The organism is Avibacterium volantium, assembly GCF_900635775.1.
Lineage (GTDB): Bacteria > Pseudomonadota > Gammaproteobacteria > Enterobacterales > Pasteurellaceae > Avibacterium > Avibacterium volantium.
The window spans coordinates 458,558-483,741 of sequence record NZ_LR134167.1; the positions used below are offsets into that span (position 1 = coordinate 458,558).

The 25,184-nt window shown below is 37.6% G+C and carries 21 protein-coding genes and 1 pseudogene; 11 read left to right on the plus strand and 11 right to left on the minus strand.

What is annotated here, in order from left to right:
* Positions 1-97: 97 nt before the first annotated feature.
* Positions 98-4,360 (plus strand): DNA-directed RNA polymerase subunit beta', encoded by a 4,263-nt coding sequence (gene rpoC, locus ELZ61_RS02240; protein ID WP_126373548.1) that lies wholly within the window; start codon positions 98-100, stop codon positions 4,358-4,360.
* 190 nt (positions 4,361-4,550) lie between these two features.
* Complete coding sequence (locus ELZ61_RS02245; RefSeq protein ID WP_338418675.1) at positions 4,551-5,129, plus strand: acetate uptake transporter; 579 nt, start codon at positions 4,551-4,553, stop codon at positions 5,127-5,129.
* Between the two features lie 33 nt (positions 5,130-5,162).
* On the opposite strand, the gene ELZ61_RS02250 is transcribed toward ELZ61_RS02245, so the two are convergent.
* From ELZ61_RS02250 to rfbB, 9 genes are all read right to left on the minus strand, one after another.
* The gene (locus ELZ61_RS02250; protein WP_277870319.1) at positions 5,163-6,089 is read right to left on the minus strand and encodes a glycosyltransferase family 2 protein; all 927 of its coding nucleotides are present in this window, start codon (positions 6,087-6,089) and stop codon (positions 5,163-5,165) included.
* On the minus strand, positions 6,086-7,198 hold the full coding sequence (locus ELZ61_RS02255; RefSeq protein WP_126371134.1) for a mannose-1-phosphate guanylyltransferase/mannose-6-phosphate isomerase: 1,113 nt from the start codon (positions 7,196-7,198) through the stop codon (positions 6,086-6,088). Before ELZ61_RS02255 ends, ELZ61_RS02250 begins: the two co-directional genes overlap by 4 nt.
* Positions 7,199-7,219: 21 nt before the next feature.
* Positions 7,220-9,427 (minus strand): glycosyltransferase, encoded by a 2,208-nt coding sequence (locus tag ELZ61_RS02260; RefSeq protein WP_126371136.1) that lies wholly within the window; start codon positions 9,425-9,427, stop codon positions 7,220-7,222.
* 92 nt (positions 9,428-9,519) lie between these two features.
* Positions 9,520-10,236 carry an ABC transporter ATP-binding protein gene (locus ELZ61_RS02265; protein WP_126371137.1) on the minus strand — a complete coding sequence of 239 codons (717 nt, stop codon included), beginning with the start codon at positions 10,234-10,236 and terminating at the stop codon, positions 9,520-9,522.
* A 2-nt stretch (positions 10,237-10,238) separates the two neighbouring features.
* Entirely contained in the window at positions 10,239-11,021 is a 783-nt protein-coding gene (locus ELZ61_RS02270) for an ABC transporter permease (protein WP_126371139.1), read from the minus strand.
* 14 nt (positions 11,022-11,035) lie between these two features.
* Positions 11,036-11,578, minus strand: a complete 543-nt coding sequence (rfbC, locus tag ELZ61_RS02275; RefSeq protein WP_126371141.1) for a dTDP-4-dehydrorhamnose 3,5-epimerase — start codon at positions 11,576-11,578, stop codon at positions 11,036-11,038.
* Positions 11,579-11,597: 19 nt separating this feature from the next.
* Positions 11,598-12,479 carry a dTDP-4-dehydrorhamnose reductase gene (rfbD, locus tag ELZ61_RS02280; protein ID WP_126371142.1) on the minus strand — a complete coding sequence of 294 codons (882 nt, stop codon included), beginning with the start codon at positions 12,477-12,479 and terminating at the stop codon, positions 11,598-11,600.
* A gap of 2 nt (positions 12,480-12,481) precedes the next feature.
* On the minus strand, positions 12,482-13,351 hold the full coding sequence (rfbA, locus tag ELZ61_RS02285) for a glucose-1-phosphate thymidylyltransferase RfbA (RefSeq protein ID WP_126371144.1): 870 nt from the start codon (positions 13,349-13,351) through the stop codon (positions 12,482-12,484).
* A gap of 13 nt (positions 13,352-13,364) precedes the next feature.
* Positions 13,365-14,432, minus strand: a complete 1,068-nt coding sequence (gene rfbB / locus ELZ61_RS02290) for a dTDP-glucose 4,6-dehydratase (RefSeq protein ID WP_126371145.1) — start codon at positions 14,430-14,432, stop codon at positions 13,365-13,367.
* 143 nt (positions 14,433-14,575) lie between these two features.
* Here rfbB and ELZ61_RS02295 point away from each other — a divergent pair, with 143 nt between their 5' ends.
* The 8 genes and pseudogenes from ELZ61_RS02295 to tnpA all read left to right on the plus strand — a co-directional run bounded on the left by ELZ61_RS02295 (position 14,576) and on the right by tnpA (position 20,405).
* Positions 14,576-15,187, plus strand: coding sequence for a hypothetical protein (locus ELZ61_RS02295; RefSeq protein ID WP_126371147.1), 612 nt, complete (start codon positions 14,576-14,578; stop codon positions 15,185-15,187).
* Positions 15,168-15,821 carry an IS1595 family transposase gene (locus ELZ61_RS02300; RefSeq protein WP_126371148.1) on the plus strand — a complete coding sequence of 218 codons (654 nt, stop codon included), beginning with the start codon at positions 15,168-15,170 and terminating at the stop codon, positions 15,819-15,821. Before ELZ61_RS02295 ends, ELZ61_RS02300 begins: the two co-directional genes overlap by 20 nt.
* A gap of 36 nt (positions 15,822-15,857) precedes the next feature.
* Positions 15,858-16,736 (plus strand): annotated as a pseudogene (gene wbaP / locus ELZ61_RS02305) (undecaprenyl-phosphate galactose phosphotransferase WbaP); the annotation flags it as partial.
* Positions 16,737-16,846: 110 nt separating this feature from the next.
* Positions 16,847-17,647: an NAD(+) diphosphatase gene (gene nudC, locus ELZ61_RS02310; RefSeq protein ID WP_126373553.1), complete on the plus strand. Its 801-nt coding sequence runs from the start codon at positions 16,847-16,849 to the stop codon at positions 17,645-17,647.
* 11 nt (positions 17,648-17,658) lie between these two features.
* A complete protein-coding gene (hemE, locus tag ELZ61_RS02315; protein ID WP_126371151.1) occupies positions 17,659-18,723 on the plus strand; it encodes a uroporphyrinogen decarboxylase in 1,065 nt (354 codons plus the stop codon).
* Positions 18,724-18,732: 9 nt separating this feature from the next.
* Positions 18,733-19,323 (plus strand): YjaG family protein, encoded by a 591-nt coding sequence (locus ELZ61_RS02320; protein ID WP_115248625.1) that lies wholly within the window; start codon positions 18,733-18,735, stop codon positions 19,321-19,323.
* A gap of 157 nt (positions 19,324-19,480) precedes the next feature.
* Positions 19,481-19,753 carry an HU family DNA-binding protein gene (locus ELZ61_RS02325; protein WP_017805492.1) on the plus strand — a complete coding sequence of 91 codons (273 nt, stop codon included), beginning with the start codon at positions 19,481-19,483 and terminating at the stop codon, positions 19,751-19,753.
* A gap of 187 nt (positions 19,754-19,940) precedes the next feature.
* Positions 19,941-20,405, plus strand: coding sequence for an IS200/IS605 family transposase (tnpA, locus tag ELZ61_RS02330; protein ID WP_126371153.1), 465 nt, complete (start codon positions 19,941-19,943; stop codon positions 20,403-20,405).
* A 322-nt stretch (positions 20,406-20,727) separates the two neighbouring features.
* On the opposite strand, the gene ELZ61_RS02335 is transcribed toward tnpA, so the two are convergent.
* Together ELZ61_RS02335 and ELZ61_RS02340 are read right to left on the minus strand one after the other, a co-directional pair.
* Positions 20,728-22,137 (minus strand): sulfatase, encoded by a 1,410-nt coding sequence (locus tag ELZ61_RS02335; RefSeq protein ID WP_126371155.1) that lies wholly within the window; start codon positions 22,135-22,137, stop codon positions 20,728-20,730.
* Positions 22,138-22,156: 19 nt separating this feature from the next.
* Complete coding sequence (locus ELZ61_RS02340; RefSeq protein ID WP_126371156.1) at positions 22,157-23,917, minus strand: solute:sodium symporter family transporter; 1,761 nt, start codon at positions 23,915-23,917, stop codon at positions 22,157-22,159.
* Positions 23,918-24,376: 459 nt separating this feature from the next.
* Here ELZ61_RS02340 and ELZ61_RS02345 point away from each other — a divergent pair, with 459 nt between their 5' ends.
* Complete coding sequence (locus ELZ61_RS02345) at positions 24,377-25,159, plus strand: DeoR/GlpR family DNA-binding transcription regulator (protein WP_103855029.1); 783 nt, start codon at positions 24,377-24,379, stop codon at positions 25,157-25,159.
* Positions 25,160-25,184: the final 25 nt, after the last annotated feature.

Genomic DNA, 25,184 nt, shown 5'->3' on the forward strand with positions numbered 1-25,184 from the left:
CTGATAAGCGAAAGCTAAAGTACGCTCAAGTGCGGTGAAAAAATTCAAAATTTTACACCGCACTTGGATAAGTTTAACTCCGACAGGAGCAAAATCTGTGAAAGACTTAGTTAAGTTTTTAAAAGCACAATCTAAATCCAGCGAAGATTTTGATGTGATCAAAATTGGTTTAGCCTCACCGGATATGATCCGTTCTTGGTCATTTGGTGAAGTTAAGAAACCTGAAACCATCAACTACCGTACGTTTAAACCAGAGCGTGACGGACTTTTCTGTGCGCGTATTTTCGGGCCAGTAAAAGACTACGAATGTTTATGCGGAAAATATAAACGCTTAAAACACCGTGGGGTAATTTGTGAAAAATGTGGCGTAGAAGTGACACAAGCAAAAGTTCGCCGTGAACGTATGGGTCATATTGAGCTTGCTTCACCTGTTGCTCATATCTGGTTCTTAAAATCTTTACCGTCCCGTATCGGCTTATTATTAGATATGCCGTTGCGTGATATTGAACGTGTACTTTATTTTGAATCTTACATTGTTACTGAGCCAGGAATGACTGATCTTGAAAAAGGTCAATTATTAACGGAAGAACAATATATAGACGCAGAAGACCGTTGGGGCGATGAATTTGAAGCTAAAATGGGTGCAGAAGCGATCCAAGCGTTATTGCGTGATATGGATCTAGAAGTGGAATGTGAAACCTTGCGTGAAGAGTTGCAAGAAACCAATTCAGAAACCAAACGCAAAAAAATCACTAAGCGCTTAAAATTATTAGAATCTTTCATTCAATCAGGTAATAAACCTGAATGGATGGTGATGACCGTATTGCCAGTGTTACCACCAGATTTACGTCCATTAGTTCCACTTGATGGCGGACGTTTTGCCACTTCAGATTTGAACGATTTATATCGCCGTGTGATCAACCGTAATAACCGTTTAAAACGCTTATTAGACTTGATTGCGCCAGATATTATCGTGCGTAACGAAAAACGTATGTTACAAGAATCTGTTGATGCATTATTGGATAATGGTCGCCGTGGCCGTGCAATTACCGGTTCTAACCGCCGTCCATTGAAATCACTTGCGGATATGATCAAAGGTAAACAAGGTCGTTTCCGTCAAAACTTATTGGGTAAACGTGTAGATTACTCAGGCCGTTCTGTAATCACCGTAGGGCCATACTTACATCTACATCAATGTGGTTTACCGAAAAAAATGGCGTTGGAATTATTCCGTCCATTTATTTATGCCAAATTAGAAAGCCGTGGCTTTGCAACTACAATCAAAGCAGCGAAGAAAATGGTTGAGCGTGAAGACGCAATCGTATGGGATATTTTGGCAGAAGTAATTCGTGAACACCCAATCCTATTGAACCGTGCGCCGACCTTGCACCGTTTGGGTATTCAAGCCTTTGAGCCGATTTTAATTGAAGGTAAAGCGATTCAATTGCACCCTTTAGTGTGTGCGGCGTTCAACGCGGACTTCGATGGTGACCAAATGGCGGTTCACGTGCCATTAACCCTTGAAGCACAGCTTGAAGCACGTGCCTTGATGATGTCAACCAACAACATTCTTTCACCAGCAAATGGTGAGCCGATTATCGTACCATCACAGGACGTTGTATTAGGTCTTTACTATATGACTCGTGATAAAGTGAACGGTAAAGGCGAAGGAATGTTATTGCAAGATCCACGCGAAGCGGAGAAAGCTTACCGTACAGGTCAAGCGGAATTACATTCTCGTGTGAAAGTGCGTATCACAGAATATGTGAAAGATGCCTCTAACGAATTTGTGCCGCAAACCAGCCTTGTGGATACCACAATTGGTCGTGCCATTTTATGGATGATCGCACCAAAAGGTATGCCATTTAGCTTGTTCAACCAAACCTTAGGCAAAAAAGCGATTTCAAAATTAATTAACGAAAGCTATCGCCGTTTAGGGTTGAAAGCGAGCGTATTGTTTGCTGACCAAATTATGTACACTGGTTTCGCTTACGCTGCACGTTCAGGTTCATCAGTAGGTATTGACGATATGGTGATCCCAGCGAAGAAATATGAAATTATTTCAGCCGCAGAACAAGAAGTTGCAGAAATCCAAGAGCAATTCCAATCAGGTTTGGTAACAGCAGGTGAGCGTTATAACAAAGTAATCGATATTTGGGCAGCAGCGAATGAACGTGTTGCCAAAGCGATGATGGAAAACCTTTCTCAAGAAGAAGTAATGAACCGTGAAGGGGAGTTAGAAAAACAAGCTTCATTTAACAGCATCTTTATGATGGCTGACTCAGGGGCGCGTGGTTCTGCGGCTCAGATTCGTCAGCTTGCAGGTATGCGTGGTTTGATGGCGCGTCCAGACGGCTCAATCATCGAAACGCCAATTACCGCGAACTTCCGTGAAGGTTTGAACGTACTTCAGTACTTTATTTCAACCCACGGTGCGCGTAAAGGTTTGGCGGATACCGCATTAAAAACTGCGAACTCTGGTTACTTAACCCGCCGTTTAGTAGATGTGGCACAAGATTTAGTAATCATCGAAGATGACTGTGGCACTTACGAAGGTATCGTAATGACCCCATTAATCGAGGGGGGAGATGTAAAAGAACCTCTGCGTGATCGTGTGTTAGGTCGTGTGGCGGCAGAAGACATCTTAAAACCGGGTACAGACGAAGTTTTAATTCCGCGTAATACTTTATTAGATGAAAAACTTTGTGATCTGATTGATGAAAATTCCGTAGATAGCATTAAAGTACGCTCTGTTGTAACCTGTGACACCAACTTTGGTGTGTGTGCGAAATGTTACGGACGCGATCTTGCACGCGGACACCTTATCAACCAAGGTGAAGCCGTGGGGGTTATCGCTGCGCAATCAATCGGTGAGCCGGGTACACAGCTAACGATGCGTACGTTCCATATCGGTGGTGCGGCATCTGCGGCAGCGAAAGAATCAAGCATTCAAGTTAAGAATAACGGTACTTTACGTTTAGCCAACGTGAAATTCGTGACGAATAAAGAAGGCAAATTGGTCTTAACTTCGCGTAACACGGAATTAACCATTATTGACGCATTTGGTCGTACCAAAGAGCATTATAAAGTGCCTTACGGTGCAGTGTTAAACAAAGCAGATGGCGATGAAGTGAACGCAGGCGAAATCGTAGCGAACTGGGATCCACATACAATGCCAGTGGTTTCTGAAGTATCAGGTTTCGTGAAATTCGTAGATATTACTGACGGTGTAACTGTAACTCGTCAAACTGATGAATTAACTGGTTTATCTTCAATCGTAGTACAAGATGTGGGTGAACGTGCAACAGCAGGTAAGGATTTACGTCCAACCATTAAACTTGTTGATGCGCAAGGCAACGACATTCTTGTTGCAGGTTCAGATATACCAGCACAGTACACCTTGCCAGGTAAAGCGATTGTAACCCTTGAAGATGGTGCGGAAGTTCACGTGGGGGATTCTCTTGCGCGTATTCCACAAGAATCAGCGGGAACAAAAGATATTACCGGTGGTCTTCCACGCGTAGCGGATCTCTTTGAAGCACGTAAACCGAAAGAGCCAGCAATTCTAGCAGAAATTTCGGGTATTGTTTCTTTCGGTAAAGAAACCAAAGGTAAACGCCGCTTACTCATCACGCCAACTGAGGGCGAAGTGTACGAAGAAATGATTCCAAAATGGCGTCAGCTCAACGTATTTGAAGGTGAAATGGTAGAACGTGGGGATCTCATTTCTGATGGTGCAGAAACGCCACACGATATTCTACGCTTGCGCGGTGTACACGCAGTAACTGATTACATCGTAAACGAAGTGCAAGAAGTTTACCGCTTACAAGGGGTAAAAATTAACGATAAACATATCGAAGTGATCGTTCGCCAAATGTTGCGTAAAGCCATCATCACTAAGGCTTATGACTCTGAGTTCTTAGAGGGTGAGCAAGTGGAAGTGGCACGCGTGAAAATGGTTAACCAAAAACGCGAAGCGGAAGGAAAACCATTAGTGGAATTTGAGCGTGAATTATTGGGTATCACCAAAGCCTCATTGGCGACAGAATCCTTTATCTCAGCGGCCTCATTCCAAGAAACCACCCGCGTGCTTACAGAAGCCGCAGTGGCAGGTAAACGCGATGAATTGCGTGGCTTGAAAGAGAACGTTATCGTTGGTCGTTTGATTCCAGCAGGTACAGGTTTTGCGTATCACCAACAACGCCAGAAAAACCGTGCTGCAGGTATCATTGAACCTGAACAGCCAACCAAAGCATCAACCATTTCTGATGAAGAAATTGCATCAGAATTTACCTTCACCGCAGACGATGCAACCGCAAGTCTTGCTGAAATGTTAAATATGGCAGAAGATGCAGAATAATCGCTAAAAGCAACCAAAAGCCCGAACATCGTGTCGGGCTTTTTTATTTGTGCGAATAAATAAGTGCGGTGAAAAATTTGTAAATTTTCTACCGTACTTAAAAATCACCTTATCCAAAGTTTTCCACTTGATTTCTATAAAATTGCTTTATTTTCAAAGCAATATCAAGCATAATCCGCCCTTTGATTTTATTAACAAACTAGGAAAACAAATGACAACTCAAACAACAGAAAAATTGGCAAACCCGGGCCCATTAGGGTTATGCGGTTTTGCTTTAACTACTTGGCTATTAAGTTTAATTAACGCCGGCATTTTTGATAAACAAGATGGCATTTCTATTGTGCTTGCCATGGCATTCGCTTTTGGCGGAACGGCACAATTAATCGCAGGCATTATGGAATACCGCAAAGGCAACACCTTTGGTTTCACTGCCTTTATCAGCTACGGATCATTTTGGTGGTCTTGGGCATTGTTGGTACAATTTATGCCAACAGCCAGCCCTGCATTTTTAGGCTGCTATTTAGCCGCGTGGGGAACATTCACCTTAATGATGTTCATCGCCTCTTTCAGCAAGCCAAAAGCATTGCGTGTAGTGTTCTTTTTCTTAGTATTAACCTTCTACGCACTAGCAATCGGTGATGGTTTTGGCTATCACGGCTTAGTACAAATCGGCGGCTGCCTAGGCCTAATCACCGCACTCAGCGCTTTCTACCTCGCTGCAGCAGAAATGATTAACGAAAATTTCGGTAGAGAGGTTTTACCGATTTAGTTTATTGTATGGAATAAATAATGTTTATTTGCATTATTTATTCCAGTATTGCTTATGCATACTGAAGAGTCGAATAAACGTTTTCGGTAATATACCGTAATAAGTACCCAATTTATATCCAATAAATTTGAATAAGGTTGTGAATATTGCTCTAGGAATCCAAAAAGGAGCATTTTTTGTTAGATATTTCATTTCAGATAGTACAAATCGCCGCCCTTCACCTGTTGGCTTGCCAAATTTTTCTTGTATCCAATTTTCTTGTTTTTGAAAGACTCCCGTATCAAAATAACGTTTAAATTCCTGCCAAGGAGTGTAGTTATGGGAGTGATGTACTGTGGCTTCAGTAGAATAAGCAATCTTATATCCAGCTCCAATAATTCTTGCGGCTAAATGCATATCTTCTGCCATAATTACATTATCGGGAAATCCTCCTAGTTCTCTAAATAAAGAAGCTCGATATGCAGCAAAAGAATTAGAGATAAATACTGTTTTTATCCCTAGCCTAGCAATATCTTCTTGGCTTTTTATTATTGTCTTGTCTGGGTAGTTGAATAAGCGAGCGTGTGTAGCTAATGGATTTGCATCTTTATGTGGAAGTTGACGTCCATACACCGCACCTACTTGAGAATCTGAAAATGGTTCAATAATTTTTTGCAGGCTAAAGGGAGATGAGAGCAGTGCATCTTGTGTCAGAAAAACGAAAATATCAGCATCTTTGGACAAGGAGGCTGATAAATTTCTCGTACCACCATGATTAAACTCACGAGTAGGAATAACAGTTACCTCAAAATTAGCCTGCTCAGATAATTCAACTGTTTTATCGCGAGAAGATGAGTCGATAATAATAACTTTATCTGCTTTTAATTTCTGCTGCTGATAAGTTTGAATCCAAGATTTCCACAGTTCACCAGCATTATAAGTGGGAACAAATAGAGCTATTTTCATAGCAATCCATGTCATTTATATTTGCATTTTCCTAGACTATCCAAGCGTTCTACTACTTGTTTTATTTTTTGAGTACTATCTTTTTCTGCAATTAGTAAAACATCTTTCGTTTGTATGATGATTAGATCTTTAATACCTATCGTTGAAATTACTCCATGTTCTGAAAATATATAATTATTATTGCTTTCTAATGTGATTATATCTCCTTGTAAAACATTACCATCATTATTTTTTTCAGAAATATCCCATAATGAACTCCATGACCCTACATCATTCCATCCAATATCTATTGGTATCACAATTGATTTTTTTGTTCTTTCCATTACAGCATAATCGATAGAGTCCTGAGGACAGTTTTCATATGAACTATCTTTTATTCGTATAAATTTATCATCCTGTATTGCGTCATTAATAGAAAGTTTACAAACATCATAAATATCAGGTCTATATTTTTTTAATTCATCAAGATAAGTCTGAGCTGTAAACATAAAAATTCCACTGTTCCATAAATATCGACCACTATTTATATATTCTTGTGCTATTTGATAATTAGGTTTTTCAACAAACTTCTCCACTAAAAAACTATTTTTATAAAAATAATCTCCTTTCTTAATATATCCATATCCAGTTTCAGGCTTATTAGGTTTAATTCCAAAAGTTAGCAAGATATTTTTTTCTGTATAGTTTTTATATGTGTTAATAGTATCGCAGAAAGTATCCATATCTTGGATAAAATGATCAGCTGCTAATATTAAAATTATTGCTGATTTATTCTTGCTGGTTAAATAAAACGAAGCGAGGGCGGCTGCTGGAGCCGTATTTTTTCCAAATGGTTCTAATATTATACTAGACTCTGTTTCACCTATTTCTCTAAGCTGCTCTTTAACAATAAAGCGATGAGCATCATTACAGATTACTAAAGGAGGTTGGCAATTTTTTATTTTTTCTAATCTTTTTATCGTTGTTTGTAGCATGGATAGTTCGTTATTTCCAAATTTTAAGAATTGTTTCGGATATGACTCCCTAGACAGCGGCCATAGTCTAGACCCCGTCCCTCCTGCTAATATCACTGGGTATATTGGAACAGAAAAATCTTCATTTTCCATATTATTATATTCAAGCATATTATTTCATTTCCTTATTGGTTAATTAGGTTGAGTGGAGTTTAGTGACTCTTTCAATAAAGATAGTAATTTTTTCTCAGTGTTTTTATATGATAAAACATTTTTAACGGTCAGGTATCCCTCTCTTCCATATTTCTTCCTGAGATTAGTATCATAATAAAGTTTTAATAAATAATTCGTAGCCTCTGAGATATTAGGGTCGGCCCACAGCCATCCTTTTTCATATGGTCCCCAATTATCTGGAATTTGTATCATTGAAAAATCTACTTTTAATATTGAGTTTCCTATATAATCTTGAACTCCAGAATAGTTAGTGCAGATTACTGGGGTATGGCTAACCATGGCTTCGGCGATAGTTAATCCAAATCCTTCTGAACGGAATAGAGCTAAGTATACATCAATTATTTCATAGAAATAGTTTATTTCAGCATTTTCCCAAAATGAAGTAAAAACTTTTATCCTAGAGTCGTTGCCAATAATATCCAAAATCTTATTATAATCTTTTATATTGTTATTTATACCAGATATTTTTAATATTAGGCATGCATCATCTTTATCTTTAAAGGCCTCTTTAAAACACTTTATAACACCTTCAGGATTTTTTCGGAAATAATAACTATTTAGATCAAAAATATATCCAGCAATAAATTCATATTCTTCTCTTATTTTTTTTAAGTCTCTTTGTATGGTTTTTGATTCCACTTCAGTTTCATCCACAATATGTTGAAGAACTCCTTTGTGGCATTGCACATCTTTTAATGCTTTCATCATATAGTTACTGATACCCCACACTGAATGCAAGTTTTTTGATGCTTTCCTGAAAGCTAAAATAGGATTATCAGATTCCCAAGCCCAGATCCCAATTACGCAGCTAAAATATTTACATATTTCAAAGAATTCTTTTTCTATAAAAAGAGTCTCAGGAGCATTATAGTGATTGATAATAAATAGTGGAGGATTAGAAAGTAAATTATTTATAACCTGGTTTTTCCAAGAATGATCATTTAAATCAAATTTAATTACATTAAATCCCATTTCTTCCAATAAATGTATGTATCCTCTAGATGCTCTTCCAACTCCAATAGTAGAGCTTAAATAGCCGATATAGTAGATGTTTATATGACGGTAATATCCGTTTAGAAAATTTTCTTTATCTTTTGATAAAGTAATTCTGGCTTCGAGCATTTTGCGGAGATTGGATAACTCATTTCTTTCAATAAGTAAATTCACATCATTAGGATAGTTTATATATCTTTCTATAAGAATATTGTAATTTCTCTCTTGCAACTTCTGTTTTTCTAAGGATGGAAAAGAGCCTCCGTGTTTGTGAAAAACAAATAAGTTAGTTACATGGATATTTTTATATCCTGCAACTATTGCTCTTTGTGACCAGTCATTCTCTTCGCAGTAGCCTTTTCCATATATTTCATCAAACATACCAATTTTCTTTACTAGTTTCTTATTTACTCCCATACAAAAACCTACAGCTGTGGGAATTTCTATATATGTATTCTCAAAGTTTACTGTTCTGAAATATGAATCTATTTGATTGACATCAAGGTCTAAAAGCATTTTATTATCTTTTAGGTATTTAGGAAAACTGCAGATAGTTCCAGCATTTGTGAATGGCGTTGTACTAGCAATATTTTCCATGGTGAAGATAGGATACATCAAACGTTCTAACCAATAAGGAGGAACTTCTACATCTGTATTGAGTAAAACAAAATGATTATCTGTTAATTCTACCAATTTGTTTACTGTTTTTATAAATCCAAGGTTCTCATTATTTTCAATTAGTAAAAAATTTATACCGTAGCTTTCTTTTATACTTTTTAAAAAAGGACTGACTCTCTTATCTGTACTTTTATCATTGCAAACTAATAATCTATAAGGAATACTTGTATTATTTTTAATGCTATTGAATAATGGTAATAAATAATCGAATCCATTATATACAGGAATAATAATGTCAATGGGCTTTTCAGTTGTTAATTTTGGTATTTTTTCTTCATCTAATAAGAAGTATTTTCTGATATCATTTAGTTCTATATTTTCTTTAGTGCTATTATGAGGGATTGCACTATTAAATTTTTTTCTTATCTTATCTATGGTAATTCTAAGTCCGCTGTATCTTACTTCATAGATAACCCTTTTAACTAGATCGGGGTTATTATTTATAGCCTTTATGATACTTTTAATTATCAAATATACTTTGAATATTTTTTTCATTTATAAGGAATCCTTTTATATTATGATTAAATGGATATATAATAATTTAATTACTTTATATAATATAAGTTTAAATTGACTTTTGAATAGTCCTAATCTAGTACGTCAGAAATTTTCCCCGTCATTTTTACAGTTCCTTTTTCTATAAAAGCTATATTGCTACATACTTCTTTTACCTGTACCATAGAATGAGAAACAAATAATAGTGTGGTACCCCCTTTTAATAATTCTGCCATTCTTACTTTACATTTTTCTTGGAAAGCCTGATCTCCCACGGATAAAATTTCATCTATAACCAAAATATCTGCTTTTACCATTGTAGCAATTGCAAAGCCAAGTCTTGCAGACATTCCAGAAGAATAGTTTTTTATAGGAACATCAACAAAATCTGATAATTCGGAAAACTCAATAATCTCATCAAATTTTGATTGCATAAATTTTTTATTATGGCCAAGTAATGCACCGTTTAAAAAGATATTCTCCCTTGCAGTAAGTTCGTAATCAAAGCCAGCACCAAGTTCAATTAAAGGAGCTATTGTTCCTGATACTGATACTGTTCCTGTATAAGGTTGAAGAATACCGCAAATCAATTTAAGCAGGGTTGATTTACCAGAACCATTATTTCCAATAAGTCCCCATGATTCTCCCCTTCTAATCTGTAGATTAATGTCTTTTAGAGCAAAAAACTCTTCAAACATTAGCTGACCTTTAAGAAGTTTTATAACGTATTCTTTTAGGCCAGTTATATTTTCAGTCGCTTTGTTAAATCTAACAGATGCATCTTGTATATCTATAATAATATCATTCATAGTTATATATATAAAATAAATTGATTTTGTTTACGGTTAAAGACCCATAGTCCGATTGCTAACATTACAATAGCAGTAATAGAACCTTGATATAACCAATCCATTGGTAGCGGTTTGGCATAGAGAACAAGATCTCTAAATTGTAATAAATAGCCATACATAGGATTTAGGTTTTGGTAAATTACCTGGTACTCATCGGAAATAATTGAGACGGGATAAAAGATTGGGGTTACATATAACCAGATAGAAATTAAGACGCCCCATAGATACTGTATATCTCTAAAAAATACGGTACTACTTGCTAGTAGTAAACTAAGACCTAAAGTAAATAGATAAACTTCCATAAATACTATAGGGATTAAGAGTATATACCATGAGATAGGTGTAGAAGTAATAAGCATTACTAGCGCTAATGCCACCAGCGAAAATAACAGATTCACTAATGAGCTTGTTACTCTTGATATAGGGAATATTGCCTTAGGTACATAGGTTTTTTTGAGTAATGCTCCATTTCCAGTGATTGAAGATACGGACATATTTGTCGCCTCAGCAACAAAGTTGAACAGCACTTGTCCAGTAAGTAAGTACACTGGATAATTTGGTACATCAAATCTAAATAGACTAGAAAAGACAACTACTAAAACGAGCATCATCATTAGTGGATTTAAGATACTCCAAATATAGCCAAGATAACTATGTCTATACTTTAGTTTTATATCTTTTATGATTAGCTGTTTTAATAATTCTCTATAACGATAGATTTCTGAAATCTCTTTTTTTATCATATTTAAAATACTTTTTACTCAAATAGAACTGCTTTATGAAGAGAGCTACCTAATAAATCTTTATTTGATAAATTAGGCTCTCCAATTATGGGCCATTCAATACCTACAGTAGGGTCATTCCAAATCAAGGAGTGTTCGGCATTAGGATTATAATAGTCAGTACACTTATACACAAATTCGGCTTCATCACTTAAAACATAAAAACCATGGGCAAATCCTTCGGGCACCCATAATTGTCTTTTATTTTCAGCTGATAAAATTTCCCCTACCCATTTACCAAAAGTTGGTGAATTTTTACGGAGATCCACTGCAACATCAAAAACAGCTCCTGAAATTACCCTTACTAGCTTTCCTTGAGTGTTTTCTGTTTGATAATGTAGTCCTCTTAATACACCTTTAGTAGATTTTGAATGGTTTTCTTGTACAAAAGTTCGATTGCACACATTTTCTTTAAACCATTGGTCGCGAAAGGTCTCCATAAAGAAACCACGTTCGTCACCAAAAACTTGGGGTTCTAGAATTTTTACATCAGGAATAGTTGTGTCAATAATTTTCATTATGATGTCCTGTTTTCAATTAAATATATGCTCTTATATTTTTTAACGCATCTTGCCAATTACTTGGGGATATATTAAATGCATTTCTTATTTTTGTATGGCTTAGTTTCGAATTTGCTGGACGTTTTGCTGCAGTTGGGTAACTTAGTGTATCAATAGCTTTAAGATTAGGCATAACATTTAATAGACCGTCTTGATTTGCATTATTAAAGATAGCTTGAGCAAATTCAAACCAATTCACATAGGGATAACCTGAGAAATGGTAAATACCGTAAGAAATGCTTTTTTCGGCAATAATAGTATCCGAAATTTTGATCAGTGCATTAGCGATATCTCCAGCATATGTTGGTGAGCCAAATTGATCGGATACAATACCTAACTCATTATGCGTCTTTGCTAAGCGCAACATTGTTTTTACAAAGTTATTACCGTATTCGCAAAAAACCCATGCGGTTCGTAAAATAATTGTTTTTTGGCAATGTTTTTGGGCGACTATCTCGCCTTGTAATTTTGTTTCACCATAGACACTTTGGGGATTCACCAGATCTTCTTCAGTATATAGATTCGCAAGGTTTTTATTTCCATCAAAAACATAATCTGTAGAAATGTGTAATAAAGCTGCAGATATTTCTTCGCAAGCAATAGCTAGATTTTTTACTCCATCAACATTAATCAATTTAGCTGTCTCTTGATCAGATTCTGCTTTATCTACTGCAGTATATGCAGCTGCATTAATCACAACATCCGGTCTAAATTGTTTAATTGTATGATTTACCGCTTTTATATCGGTTATATCTAGTTGATCACGATCAAGGGCAAGTAAATCTACTTTATCTTTCAATCGTTCAACTAAGCATTGACCTACTTGTCCATTGCTTCCAGTAACTAGAATCCGAGGCATGATTATTGCTCTCCAACTAAATGTAACAAATATTGACCATAACGATTCTTTTTCATCGGAGTGGCAAGTTGAATTAATTGCTCTGTTGTCAGCCAACCATTGCGCCAAGCGATTTCTTCTAAGCAAGCAACTTGTAGAGCTTGAATATTCTCAATTGTACGGACGAAGGAGGACGCCTCATGTAGGCTCTCATATGTACCCGTATCTAGCCAAGCGAATCCACGACCTAATAGTTGCACTGTTAATGAACCATCTTCCAAGTACATTTGATTTAAGGTAGTAATTTCTAATTCCCCTCTCGCAGAAGGCTTAATTTGTTTTGCAAAATCCACAACACGATTATCATAAAAATAAAGTCCAGTCACGGCCCAATTGGATTTTGGATGTTCTGGTTTTTCTTCTATTGATAAGGCTTTGAAATTTTCATCAAATTCCACAACCCCAAAACGCTCGGGGTCCTTGACTTGATAGCCGAATACCGTTGCCCCAGATTGCTGTTCTCTTGCCTGAGAAAGGAGTTGACTGAAATGTTGACCATAGAAGATATTATCACCCAAAACTAAGCAACAGCGATCATTACCTATAAATTCTTCTCCAATGAGAAAGGCTTGTGCCAATCCATCTGGGCTAGGTTGTACTGCATATTTAAGTTTTATCCCAAAATCACTCCCGTCACCTAAAAGTCGTTTAAAGCTTTCGTTATCTTCAGGTGTAGTGATGATTAGAATATCTCTAATTCCTGCTAGCATTAGTACAGAAAGAGGATAATAAATCATTGGTTTATCATAAACAGGTAATAACTGCTTTGATACACCACGAGTGATAGGGTAAAGACGCGTACCTGAGCCCCCAGCTAAAATAATTCCTTTCATCTATTTTTTACCCTTATAAACTTTTGGAACCTAAACGTTCTAAATTATAGGAACCATCTAAGACTCTTTTCCACCATTTAGAATTATTGAGATACCATTCTACAGTTTTACGCAAGCCCGTATCGAAAGTTTCTTCAGGATACCAACCTAGTTCTTTTCCTATTTTGCTAGCATCAATAGCATAACGTAAGTCATGTCCTGGTCGATCTGTCACAAAGGTAATTAAATCAGAATAATGAGTTACACCTTCAGGTTTATTCGGTGCAAGCTCCTCTAATAATTCGCAGATAGTTTTAACAACCTCTAAATTGGTTTTTTCATTATGTCCACCAATATTATAAGTTTCTCCAATTTGGCCTTCTGTCACTACTTTGTAGAGTGCACGAGCGTGATCTTCAACAAACAGCCAATCCCGGATTTGCTGACCATCACCATAAACCGGTAATGGTTTGCCATCTAGGGCATTCAGAATCATCAAAGGAATCAGTTTTTCTGGGAAATGGTAGGGACCATAATTATTTGAACAATTGGTTATAATTGTAGGCAATCCAAATGTGCGATGCCAAGCTCGCACTAAATGATCACTTGATGCTTTTGATGCTGAATATGGGCTACTTGGTGCATAAGGTGTAGCTTCTGTGAATAATTCATCTGTATTATGCAAATCTCCATAGACTTCATCTGTAGAAATGTGATGAAAACGAAAATCTTGCTTTTGGTTTTCGGGCATTGCTGACCAGTATTGCCTTACTGCCTCCAACAGCGTGTAAGTGCCAACAATATTTGTCTCAATAAAGGCGGCTGGACCGTCAATAGAACGATCAACATGGCTTTCTGCTGCTAAATGCATTACTGCATCAGGTTGGTGCTTTTGTAAAACCTTTTGTAATGAGATAAGATCACAGATATCTACTTGTTCAAAAGCATAGCGAGCATTATCTGAAATCTCATCAAGTGACTCAAGGTTCCCAGCATAAGTGAGTTTATCCACATTAATAACGCTATGTGAAGTGTTTTTTATGACATGACGAACGAGTGCTGAGCCGATAAAACCAGCGCCTCCAGTAATCAAAATTTTCATATAAACCTATTGAGAGAATGACAAATATTGAATTTAGTTAGCTATTTTATCTACATTCATTGGCTATAGCAACAAAACTACATAAAAAGATTTTGTTTTAGCATATTTAGAGAGTTATAATCCTATTCAGGCAGGAGACAATTATGCAAAAAAAAGATTTTTACTATAAAGCAACCTTTATGCTGCTTGATTTTTGTTCGGTTTTTGTTCCTTTTTTTCTCGTATTATGTTTGGTAAACATTTTTTATCCTAATGTAACTTCATTAATTCCAGATTATTCTATTTATAAGCAATCATTTTTACATTTTTTTATTACTTTTTTCTGTATTTTATGGTTTTGGCTAAGGTTAAGACATTATACTTATAGAAAAACGTTCTGGGTTGAGTTAAGAGAAGTAATATATACATTATTTTTGTTTTGTATTATTGAATTATCTTTGATTGCATTCTTAAAACTTACCTTTTCTCGTACTTTCTTTATGCTAATGTGGGGGAGTATATTTTTATTATTTCCCCTAGTTCGTTTTATAGTAAAATATATTTTAATAAAAAATGGGAGGTATAGAAAAGAAACAGTTATTATTGGTACGCAAGAAAATGCGATGGAGGCTTATCAAGCTATTAAGAGTGAGTTTTTCTTAGGGTTTGATGTGAAGTATTTTGTTGATGTGAATACTTCCTCTGAAGATTGTTTTAGGGGCTGTAGTAGATTAGCAACAATGCTATACTACAAAAATGAAGATAACATATTGTAAATTAAAGAAATCTATACAGAAAAAACTGCTTGAGTTTTTTGTCGCAGAAGTTACTGCAAGAACGGCAGCAAATTTGCTAGATATTCAACCGAATACAGCCGCTTTGTTCTACCATAAAATCAGGCTTGTGATTGGCTATCATTTATCCCTTGAAGTTAACGAGATTTTTGAGGGGGAAATTGAACTAGACGAAAGCTATTTTGGTGGTCATCGAAAGGGAAAACGAGGACGAGGAGCGGCTGGAAAAGTTGCTGTTTTTGGGTTACTAAAACGACAAGGAAAGGTATTTACTGTTGTGGTTGAAAACACCAAGAGTGAAACATTACTCCCTGTTATTAAAAGAAAAATAAAGCCTGATAGCTGGGTTTATACGGACACTTATCGCAGTTATGATGCTCTTGATGTGAGTGAATTTCACCACGAACGAATCAATCATTCCGAGCTATTTGCGGTGAAACAAAATCATATTAATGGCATTGAAAATTTTTGGAATCAGGCGAAGCGGATACTGCGAAAATATAATGGAATTAGCCGAAAAAACTTTCCTTTATTCTTGAAGGAATGTGAATTTCGGTTTAACTTTGGGACACCAAAAGAGCAGTTAAAAATATTGCGAAAATGGTGTGAAATTTAGGGCTAATCTACTACAGCCCCTTGTTTTAATAAGTATTTAAAGCATTTAAATATTCCTATTTTATATCCTGATACACATAATTTATTTTCTTTGGTAGATAAGAATACTACCCAATTTATTTTGGCATTGGAAGAAAATCAAGCTAATGAACTGGATTATTGGGTTCGGCTGCTAGCAAAGCATCATTGCCGAGCCATTTCCATTGTGCCGAGTTTAAAGGGATTGCCGTTGTGTAACACGGATATTTCCTTTATTTTTAGTCACGAAGTTATGTTATTGCGTGTACAGAACAGGTTAGCTAAACGTAGCTCTAGAATCTTAAAAAGAGCAGTGGATATTTTTATTTCCTTATCTTTAATTATTGTACTTTCACCTTTTTTATTATGGTTATATTATCTTGTGGCAAAAGATGGTGGAAAAGCAATCTATGCGCATAAGCGTGTTGGAATGAATAAAAAAGTTTTTGGTTGTTTAAAATTTAGAACAATGGTGCTTAATTCTGATGAAGTCTTGCGTAATTTATTAAAAAACAATCCTGAAGCACGGGCTGAGTGGGAAAAAGATTTTAAATTAAAAAATGATCCTAGGATCACCAAAATAGGCCATTTCCTGCGTAAGACAAGTTTAGATGAGCTGCCACAGTTATTTAATGTGCTTAAAGGTGATATGAGTTTAGTTGGCCCTCGTCCAATTGTTCGCCAAGAATTAATAAGATATAGAGATGAATTAGATTATTATTTGATGACTCGTCCTGGAATGACGGGACTATGGCAAATTAGTGGAAGAAATAATATCGATTATTCCACAAGGGTTTATTACGATGCTTGGTATGTAAGAAATTGGTCAATTTGGAATGACATAACAATTTTATTTAAAACAGCAAGAGTTGTATTTGAAAAAACAGGTGCTTATTAACAGCGTAAGCAAATGTATTTTTCATAGCAAAATGAGCGTAACCCTGTAAAATAGCCCCAAATCTTAAACAACCAAAACCAAAGTGCGGTGAAATTTTTATGAGTTTTTCAATGAGACCTGTTGAGTCAGCAAGACAAGGTGCTTGGCTTTTAACCCAAGGATCGAATATTTTTCTTATCGAGGGAAAATTGCCCGAAGGAAAGGCGGAAGATTTCCAATTAACGGGGCGTTTGGTGATGGAAATCGGGTGTTGGAATGGCGCGCCGCTTTGGCTTGTTGCCGAGCAGGAAGATGGTCGAGAATATACTTCATTGCGTAGCCAACTTCATTTGCCAGAAGTGCAATTTAATTTGCTCAATCGTGGCGTGGAGATTAATCATTTTCTGAAAACCCATCGCTTTTGTGGGAAGTGCGGTTCAAAAATGGCAATGACAAAAGAAGAATTGGCCGTGCAATGTGAAAATTCCGCCTGCGGATACCGCACTTATCCCGTGATTTGTCCTTCGATTATTGTGGCGGTTCGCCGTGGTAAGCAGATTTTGCTCGCCAATCATCAGCGTCATCAACAGGAAAAAATGTACACCACGTTGGCGGGTTTTGTAGAAGTGGGAGAAAGTTTTGAGCAAACCGTGCAACGGGAAGTGTTTGAAGAAACAGGGATTCAGGTGAAAAATATTCGCTATTTTGGCAGCCAGCCTTGGGCGTTCCCCAATTCTCAAATGGTGGGATTTTTAGCCGATTATGCTGCGGGGGAAATTCGCTTACAAGAAGCAGAACTGCAAGATGCCCAATGGTTTGATTATGATAAACCCTTGCCAAATTTGCCGCCACAAGGCACTATTGCGTTGAAATTAATTAATGCCACACTGGCACTTTGTGCCGATGATGATAAAAGTGCGGTAGAAAAATAAAGGAATTTAAGATGTTTGAATTAAAAAATGATCGTTATTTGCGTGCGCTTTTGCGCGAACCTGTGGATATGACCCCCGTTTGGATGATGCGTCAAGCTGGGCGTTATTTGCCAGAATACAAAGCCACGCGTGCGCAAGCAGGGGATTTTATGTCCCTTTGTCGCAATGCAGAATTGGCTTGCGAAGTGACGCTACAACCTTTACGCCGTTACGATTTAGATGCTGCCATTTTGTTTTCTGATATTCTCACCATTCCTGATGCAATGGGGCTAGGCTTGAGCTTTGGCGCAGGCGAGGGGCCTAAATTTGCGCGTCCTATCGAAAATAAAAGTGCGGTGGAAAATTTGCCAATTCCTGATCCGGAACAAGAATTGCAATATGTGATGAATGCGGTGCGCACCATTCGCCGTGAACTCAAAGGTGAAGTGCCGTTGATTGGTTTTTCTGGCAGCCCTTGGACGCTTGCCACCTATATGGTGGAAGGGGGCAGTAGCAAGGCTTTCACAAAAATCAAAAAAATGCTTTATACCGAACCACAAACCTTGCATTTGTTACTCGACAAATTAGCAGATTCCGTTGCCCTTTATCTCAATGCACAAATCAAAGCGGGTGCGCAATCGGTGATGATTTTTGATACTTGGGGCGGCGTGCTAGCTCATCGTGAATACCTTGAGTTTTCGCTGCAATATATGCAGAAAATTGTGGAAAATCTTATTCGTCATAATGAAGGACGCAAAGTGCCAGTTACCCTCTTTACCAAAGGTGGCGGCTTATGGTTAGAACATATCGCCAATACTGGTTGTGATGCAGTGGGCTTGGATTGGACTGTGGATCTTGCAGACGCCAAAAAACGTATCGGGCATAAAGTGGCGCTACAAGGCAATATGGATCCTTCCGTGCTTTATGCTTCACCAGAGCGCATTGAACAAGAAGTGCGGTCGATTTTAGCGGATTTTGGCGAAGGCAGCGGCCACGTTTTCAATCTCGGACACGGTATTCATCAAGATGTGCCAGAAATCAGCCCGAAAATTTTTGTGGACGCAATCCATCAATATTCTCAGCCTTACCACAAATAAGGATAAACAATGCGAAATCCTATTCATAAACGTTTAGAAAATTTAGCCAGCTGGCAACATCTCACTTTTATGGCGTGCCTGTGTGAGCGAATGTTGCCGAATTTTCAGCTTTTTTGCCAAGTTACGGAACAGCCCGCGCAAAGCCGAATTTATCAAAATATTCTAAATTTAACCTGGGAATATTTAACCGTGAAAGATGCCCACATCAATTTTGATAATCAACTCGAAAAATTTGAGGCGATTATCCCTGATGTGAATAATTATGATTTTTACGGCGTTGTACCTGCGATTGAAGCGTGCGAAGCACTTTCTGAATTATTGCATAGCCTAATTGCAGGTGAAACCTTAGAACACGCCGTACAAGTGAGTTTGATTTCTTTACAAACTGTTATCGGATTATTGGAAACCAATTTAGACCGCGAATTATCCGAGCAAGAACTCAAAGCAAGTGAAGAAATTGAACAAGAATTAGATGTGCAATGGCAGATCTACCGTGCGCTGCGAGAGTGCGAAGAACGCGATGTTTCCTTGATTTTAGCCCTTAAAAATGAAATTCGCGCAGAAGGAATCTCAAATATTGGTATAGAAATTAGTCAATAATGTGATTTAGATTACATTTTTGCTATTTATTGCTTTGCTTTATATAGAAGTTGATTTATTCTTTACCACACTGTGCATACAGTATTTATTATTGAGTTAGGCGTTAGGCGTATCCTAACACTGTTAATTTAATCAAAAAATAGAGAAGGTACAATTTATGAACAAAACGGATTTAATTGATGCAATTGCAAGTGCAGCAGAGTTAAACAAAAAACAAGCTAAAGCTGCATTAGAAGCAACTTTAGATGCTATCGCAGGTAGCTTAAAAGCAGGTCAGCCAGTTCAATTAATCGGCTTTGGTACATTCAAAGTGAACGAGCGTAAAGCGCGCACAGGTCGTAATCCACAAACTGGTGCAGAAATCCAAATTGCAGCGTCTAAAGTGCCTGCATTCGTTGCTGGTAAAGCATTAAAAGACGCGATCAAATAATTAATTGCCCTTATTTTTCTAACCCTGCCTAATGCAGGGTTTTTTATTATAGCTAGACAAAGTCTAGCTATAAAAACCATACGCTATGCGTATGGAATCAAAGAGCTTAAGCGGTGAACAGAATAAAAAAGTCCTCCTATAATGAATAAGGCTGACAACCAAAATTCAGAATATAGGAGGATAAGTCATGGCAAGTAAATCCAATGACGATTCAAGTCTATCACATACAAGATGGAACTGTAAGTATCATATTGTCTTTATTCCGAAGTATAGAAGAAAGGCAATTTATGGAAAATTACGAGTAGATATAGGCGGTATTTTAAGGCAGTTATGTACTTACAAAAATGTAGAAATCCTAGAAGCACATGCGATGAAAGATCATATTCATATGTTAGTCAAGATCCCCCCGAAATTGGCAGTATCGAGTTTTATGGGTTATCTGAAAGGGAAGTCATCGCTAATGATATTCGAAAGACATGCGAATTTAAAATATAAGTATGGAAGTCGGAATTTTTGGGCGAAAGGGTATTATGTAAGTACAGTGGGTCTAAATACGAAGGTAGTAGAAGAATATATCAGGAATCAAGAGAAGGAAGATATGATTTCAGATAGTTTATCGAAGAAAGAATATGTAGACCCCTTTAAGGGGTAATCCATAGAGTTATTGTGCGGTTGTCAGTTTTTCACATGCCCTTTGAGGGGCATGTGAAGTCCTAGGCCCTTATAGGGTAGCCTAAAAACCGCACGTTTTACGTGCGGATTGTTATTGGATCATTTTGTCAACTGCGGTTAATCCAACGTTCCTATTTTTTAAAGAAGGCGTGAACAGTTTGCTTTATTTGATGATATGTTTTAGCGTTTTTGGGGAGGAGAAAGGCGAACCGTAAAATTCTCTAGGTGATGAATAGGGCTTTATTCTACGTAAAACCAATGTACTACTGTGGCGTGACAAACCACGCCACAGTCATAATTTATTATGATGGATAATTGGGGTTAGGTTGAGGGATTTTTGCGTTTACGTCTATTTTCCACTTGTCAAGTTTTTGTTTTAATGCTTTCACAATATCGGGATATTGTTTACTCAGATCGTGCTTTTCTCCGACATCACGATATACATTATAAAGTTCAAGTTTTCCATCTTCAAAAAACTCTAGCAATTTCCATTCACCATCACGGATTGCACAACCGGGGGTACAGCCTTGATTGCTATAGTGAGGGTAATGCCAGTAAAGTTCTCGGTCAAGTGCGGTCTGTTTTTGCAATAAAATCGGCAGGATACTGACGCCATCACAATGTTGTTGAGGAATGAGGGGCAATTCTGCGGCTTGCAGTAGGGTTGGATAAAAATCTGTTGAGGTAACAGGGGTTTCTAGTAAGAGATTTGGGGCAATTTTGCCTTTCCAGCGGATAATTAAAGGTTCGCGTGTTCCACCTTCATACATCCAGCCTTTGCCTTCACATAGTGGGGCGTTGGTAGTAGGAGACCCTTCGGCAGTGGCTAAGCCGCCATTATCACTATAAAAAATCACGATCGTGTTTTCTTCCAGATTGTTTTCTTTTAAGCAATCAAGTACGCGACCAATATTCCAATCAAGGTTCTCGACCATTGCGGCATAAACGGGGTCGCTTTGGATTTTTCGGCGGATGATATAGTCTTCTTTTTTATGTTCACAAGGGAAATGTTCACCTCGTTCAAAAGGGTCTATTTGATCTAAACCGAGCATTCGTGCTTTTTGTCGATATTTTTCTACGAGGTGAGAATGGCATTCTATTGGGGTATGAACTGCATAATGGGATAAATGCATAAACCAAGGCTGGTCGCTTGATTGATGTTCATTGATAAGCTTAATCGCCTCATCGGTTAGGCGATCGGTTAAGTATTCTCCTTCTGGTCCGTCTGGCAGTGTTTCAATGCCATAAGGGGAAAAATACCCATTAAAAGGGTGTCCCCAGTCGCAGCCACCAATATTAACATCAAAACCGTGTTTATCCGGATAAGTTTCAACGCGTTTTTCATTGTGCTTGCTTAAATGCCATTTACCGATATGCCAAGTCTTATACCCACCTTGTTTGAGGGCTTTGGCGAGAGAAAATTCATCCGTTGTTAGATGATCGATATAGGGTACATCAGCTAATTTACCTTCAGAATGTCCGCCGAGCCATTGGGTCATTCCTAATCTTGCAGGATATTTGCCTGTTAAGATACTGGCCCGAGTTGGGGAACATACAGGACAGGCTGCGTAAGCATCGGTAAATCTTGCACTCTCTTGAGCAAATTGATCAAGGCGAGGGGTTTCATAAAATGTACTGCCATAACAACCTGTATCACTCCAGCCATAATCATCTAATAAAATGAATAGAATATTGGGTTTTTGCGTCTTCATAATTTCTCCTTAAAAATGTTTATTTTTTCACCGTATTTTCGTAGCGTTTTTGAATGTAATTCGCATAAAGTGGTTGGATTTTCAGATGTAACCATAAACAAAATACAACGCAGATGAGCAACGTTGTTAGGAAATAAGCCCCAAAATTAGGGGAAACCACGCCATTAGGATAGGCTAATCCGACATCAGAAAAGATGACATAAATTAAACTGGCACAAGACAGTAATGCTCCACTTGTGAGTAATGAATATCGCCATACTGTCATTGGAATTTTAGCGTTCCGTACGGCGAGGGTTCGCTTAGTTGACGCGGGTTTATACATTGCCCAAGCAATTAGTAAACAGATTTCAAGGATAAAGAGTAAGCCGTAAACGTGCATCCAGTGTATGGTGATGTATTTTTTTAAACCGAAAACAAGCAGGTAATACACGACAATATGCAAAATAATCATTAGTTTTGCTGCGTTTTCTGCTACTCGTAGTTTTTTGCCAAATAAGCCAATTAAGACTAAGCTAACAATAGGGATAGCAATGAACCCGGTGAATTGTTGTAAGAAAATAAATAGCCCCTGCGGTGCATAAAACAAGTTTGGTGCAATAACGATGGTGATGATAGAGCATAGAATACCGAATTGCTGGGAAACCTTAATGACCTTTTGATCATCGGCATTTTGATTAATTAAAGGTTTATAAATATCCACGGCAAAGAGGGTTGATGCCGAATTAATTAAAGAGTTATAGGTTGAGAACACCGCTCCTAACAGCACAGCAACAAATAAACCGAGTAATGGAGCAGGTAAGACATTAGCGACTAAATGAGGATAGGCTAAATCTTTGCTCTCAAAGTCTGCCCCATATAAATGGAAAGCAAGCAAACCGGGGAATAAGGCAATAAATGGCACGATCATTTTAAAGAAACCTGCCAATAATAAGCCTTTTTGCCCTGATTTTAGGCTTTCGGCACCTAATGCACGTTGAATAATAAATTGATTGGTTCCCCAATAAAAAGTTGCCGTTACCATTAGCCCCGTGAATACCGCAGCAATAGGAATGGCATCTAATTGAGATCCTGTACCAATAGCATTTAATTTTTCTGTATTGGTGGTTGCCAGATAATGCAAGGTCTCAAGTAAATTGCCTTGAATTTTCTCACCTAATGCCATTAAACCAAAAATTGGGATCAAGCAGCCGATGAGCAGCAGCCCAATGCCATTTAAGGTGTCGGAAACTGCCACCGCTTTTAAACCACCTGCAATGGCATAAATTGCACCAATAATGCCAATGATAATGGTACAAAGCCATAATGCTTCCATTTTAGACAGACCGAGCCAGCTCTCTATGCCAAGTATTTTCATTAAGGCGAGTGCGCCACCATATAACACGGTCGGAGACCATACAAAAATATAGCCAAACATAAATAAATAGACGATTAGCTTACGCGTTCCTTCGCCGTAATGTGAGCTTAAAAACTCAGGCATTGTGGAAAATGCCCCGCCGAGATACATTGGCAAGAAAAGAATAGCAAGTAAAATAATGCCTCGAATTGCCCAAATTTCCCACGCCAGAGCGGTCATATTTCCCGCATAAGCGACTCCACTTTGCCCCACCAGTTGTTCTGTGGAGATATTGGTTAATAGTAATGAACCTGCAATAAATAAAGCACCTAATTTATTGCCAGCCAGAAAGTACCCGCTTGATGTAGATACTGTCCCTTTTGTTTTTTGCCACGAAAACCAAGCCACAAAAAACATAAATGCTAAACACGTGATTAATGCGAACATACCGCCTCCAATAAATATTGATAGGATTTTGTTTAAATTTAGCACTATGTATCTTGAGCTTTTATGATAACGATCATTAATGACCTGTGATACAGTTCACATTTTTAAATAAAAAGTAAATAGTTGCAAAAAGCTTGTAATAACAGAAAAAACAAGATTAGCTTAGCACAATAACATCAAGTGTAGTTTTTATCTGCGGAAATAACCTATTTTCTTTGTATGTAAATCGACACAAATTTACTTGATAAGCATTCAATGTACGCTAAATGAGCAATTAAGCATTCTAAGTTAGTAAAAAATCGCAGCATAGCTGAATCACTATATTTGCTAGAACAGTAAAATCACCGCTCCAATGTGAAAAGTACAAAAGAAAATTTTTGCTTCTTGTTTTTATTGCCTTTACATTCCTGATTTATTTCTATAATATTCCGAACCGAAATTTAGATCTGATTTAAGATTATGAAACGAAATATCCAGCCCAGAAATACGCAACAACGCCGTCATCGCATTGTGCAATTATTACAAAGCCAAGGCGAAGTGAGTGTGGAACAGCTTGTACAGTTATTTGAAACTTCAGAGGTAACAATCCGCAAAGATTTGACCGCACTTGAAGCAAATGGTGTGTTGGTACGCCGCTATGGTGGGGCGATTTTAATGCCGCAAGAGTTGCTTGATGAAAGTCAAGATGAACATCTTTCAAAACGAAAGTTAGCTATTGCGAAAAAAGCGGCGGAACGCATTGCCGATCATAATCGCATTATTATTGATAGCGGTAGCACCACTGCGGCGCTGATCAATCAGCTCAATAAAAAGCAAGGCTTGGTGGTGATGACGAACTCCCTTTCCGTTGCCACCCAATTGCGCGCTTTAGAAAATGAGCCAACGCTGTTGATGACAGGGGGGACTTGGGACACCCGTTCTGAATCTTTTCAAGGGCAAGTAGCAGCGCAAGTGTTGCGTTCATACAATTTTGATCAGCTCTTTATTGGCGCGGACGGTATTGATTTAGAGCGTGGCACGACCACCTTTAATGAATTAGTGGATTTAAGCCGTGTGATGGCGGAAGTTTCCCGTGAAGTTATTGTGATGGTGGAATCACAAAAAATCGGCAGAAAAATGCCAAATATCGAATTAACTTGGCAGCAAATTGATGTGTTAGTCACGGACGATTTGCTCGCCGCTGAAATTAAACAACAAATTGAAGCGCAAGGCGTGGAAGTCATCTGCGCAAGTGCGGTGTAAATTTTTCAACTTTTTTATTTTCTAA

Bases quoted from the DNA above. Each gene is read 5' to 3' on its own strand.
- ELZ61_RS02250 (WP_277870319.1), bottom strand. From the start codon at position 6,089: ATGACATGGATTGCTATGAAAATAGCTCTATTTGTTCCCACTTATAAT.
- ELZ61_RS02255 (WP_126371134.1), bottom strand. From the start codon at position 7,198: ATGCTTGAATATAATAATATGGAAAATGAAGATTTTTCTGTTCCAATA.
- ELZ61_RS02260 (WP_126371136.1), bottom strand. From the start codon at position 9,427: ATGAAAAAAATATTCAAAGTATATTTGATAATTAAAAGTATCATAAAG.
- ELZ61_RS02265 (WP_126371137.1), bottom strand. From the start codon at position 10,236: ATGAATGATATTATTATAGATATACAAGATGCATCTGTTAGATTTAAC.
- ELZ61_RS02270 (WP_126371139.1), bottom strand. From the start codon at position 11,021: ATGATAAAAAAAGAGATTTCAGAAATCTATCGTTATAGAGAATTATTA.
- rfbC (WP_126371141.1), bottom strand. From the start codon at position 11,578: ATGAAAATTATTGACACAACTATTCCTGATGTAAAAATTCTAGAACCC.
- rfbD (WP_126371142.1), bottom strand. From the start codon at position 12,479: ATGCCTCGGATTCTAGTTACTGGAAGCAATGGACAAGTAGGTCAATGC.
- rfbA (WP_126371144.1), bottom strand. From the start codon at position 13,351: ATGAAAGGAATTATTTTAGCTGGGGGCTCAGGTACGCGTCTTTACCCT.
- rfbB (WP_126371145.1), bottom strand. From the start codon at position 14,432: ATGAAAATTTTGATTACTGGAGGCGCTGGTTTTATCGGCTCAGCACTC.
- ELZ61_RS02295 (WP_126371147.1), top strand. From the start codon at position 14,576: ATGCAAAAAAAAGATTTTTACTATAAAGCAACCTTTATGCTGCTTGAT.
- ELZ61_RS02300 (WP_126371148.1), top strand. From the start codon at position 15,168: ATGAAGATAACATATTGTAAATTAAAGAAATCTATACAGAAAAAACTG.
- nudC (WP_126373553.1), top strand. From the start codon at position 16,847: ATGAGACCTGTTGAGTCAGCAAGACAAGGTGCTTGGCTTTTAACCCAA.
- hemE (WP_126371151.1), top strand. From the start codon at position 17,659: ATGTTTGAATTAAAAAATGATCGTTATTTGCGTGCGCTTTTGCGCGAA.
- ELZ61_RS02320 (WP_115248625.1), top strand. From the start codon at position 18,733: ATGCGAAATCCTATTCATAAACGTTTAGAAAATTTAGCCAGCTGGCAA.
- ELZ61_RS02325 (WP_017805492.1), top strand. From the start codon at position 19,481: ATGAACAAAACGGATTTAATTGATGCAATTGCAAGTGCAGCAGAGTTA.
- tnpA (WP_126371153.1), top strand. From the start codon at position 19,941: ATGGCAAGTAAATCCAATGACGATTCAAGTCTATCACATACAAGATGG.
- ELZ61_RS02335 (WP_126371155.1), bottom strand. From the start codon at position 22,137: ATGAAGACGCAAAAACCCAATATTCTATTCATTTTATTAGATGATTAT.
- ELZ61_RS02340 (WP_126371156.1), bottom strand. From the start codon at position 23,917: ATGTTCGCATTAATCACGTGTTTAGCATTTATGTTTTTTGTGGCTTGG.
- ELZ61_RS02345 (WP_103855029.1), top strand. From the start codon at position 24,377: ATGAAACGAAATATCCAGCCCAGAAATACGCAACAACGCCGTCATCGC.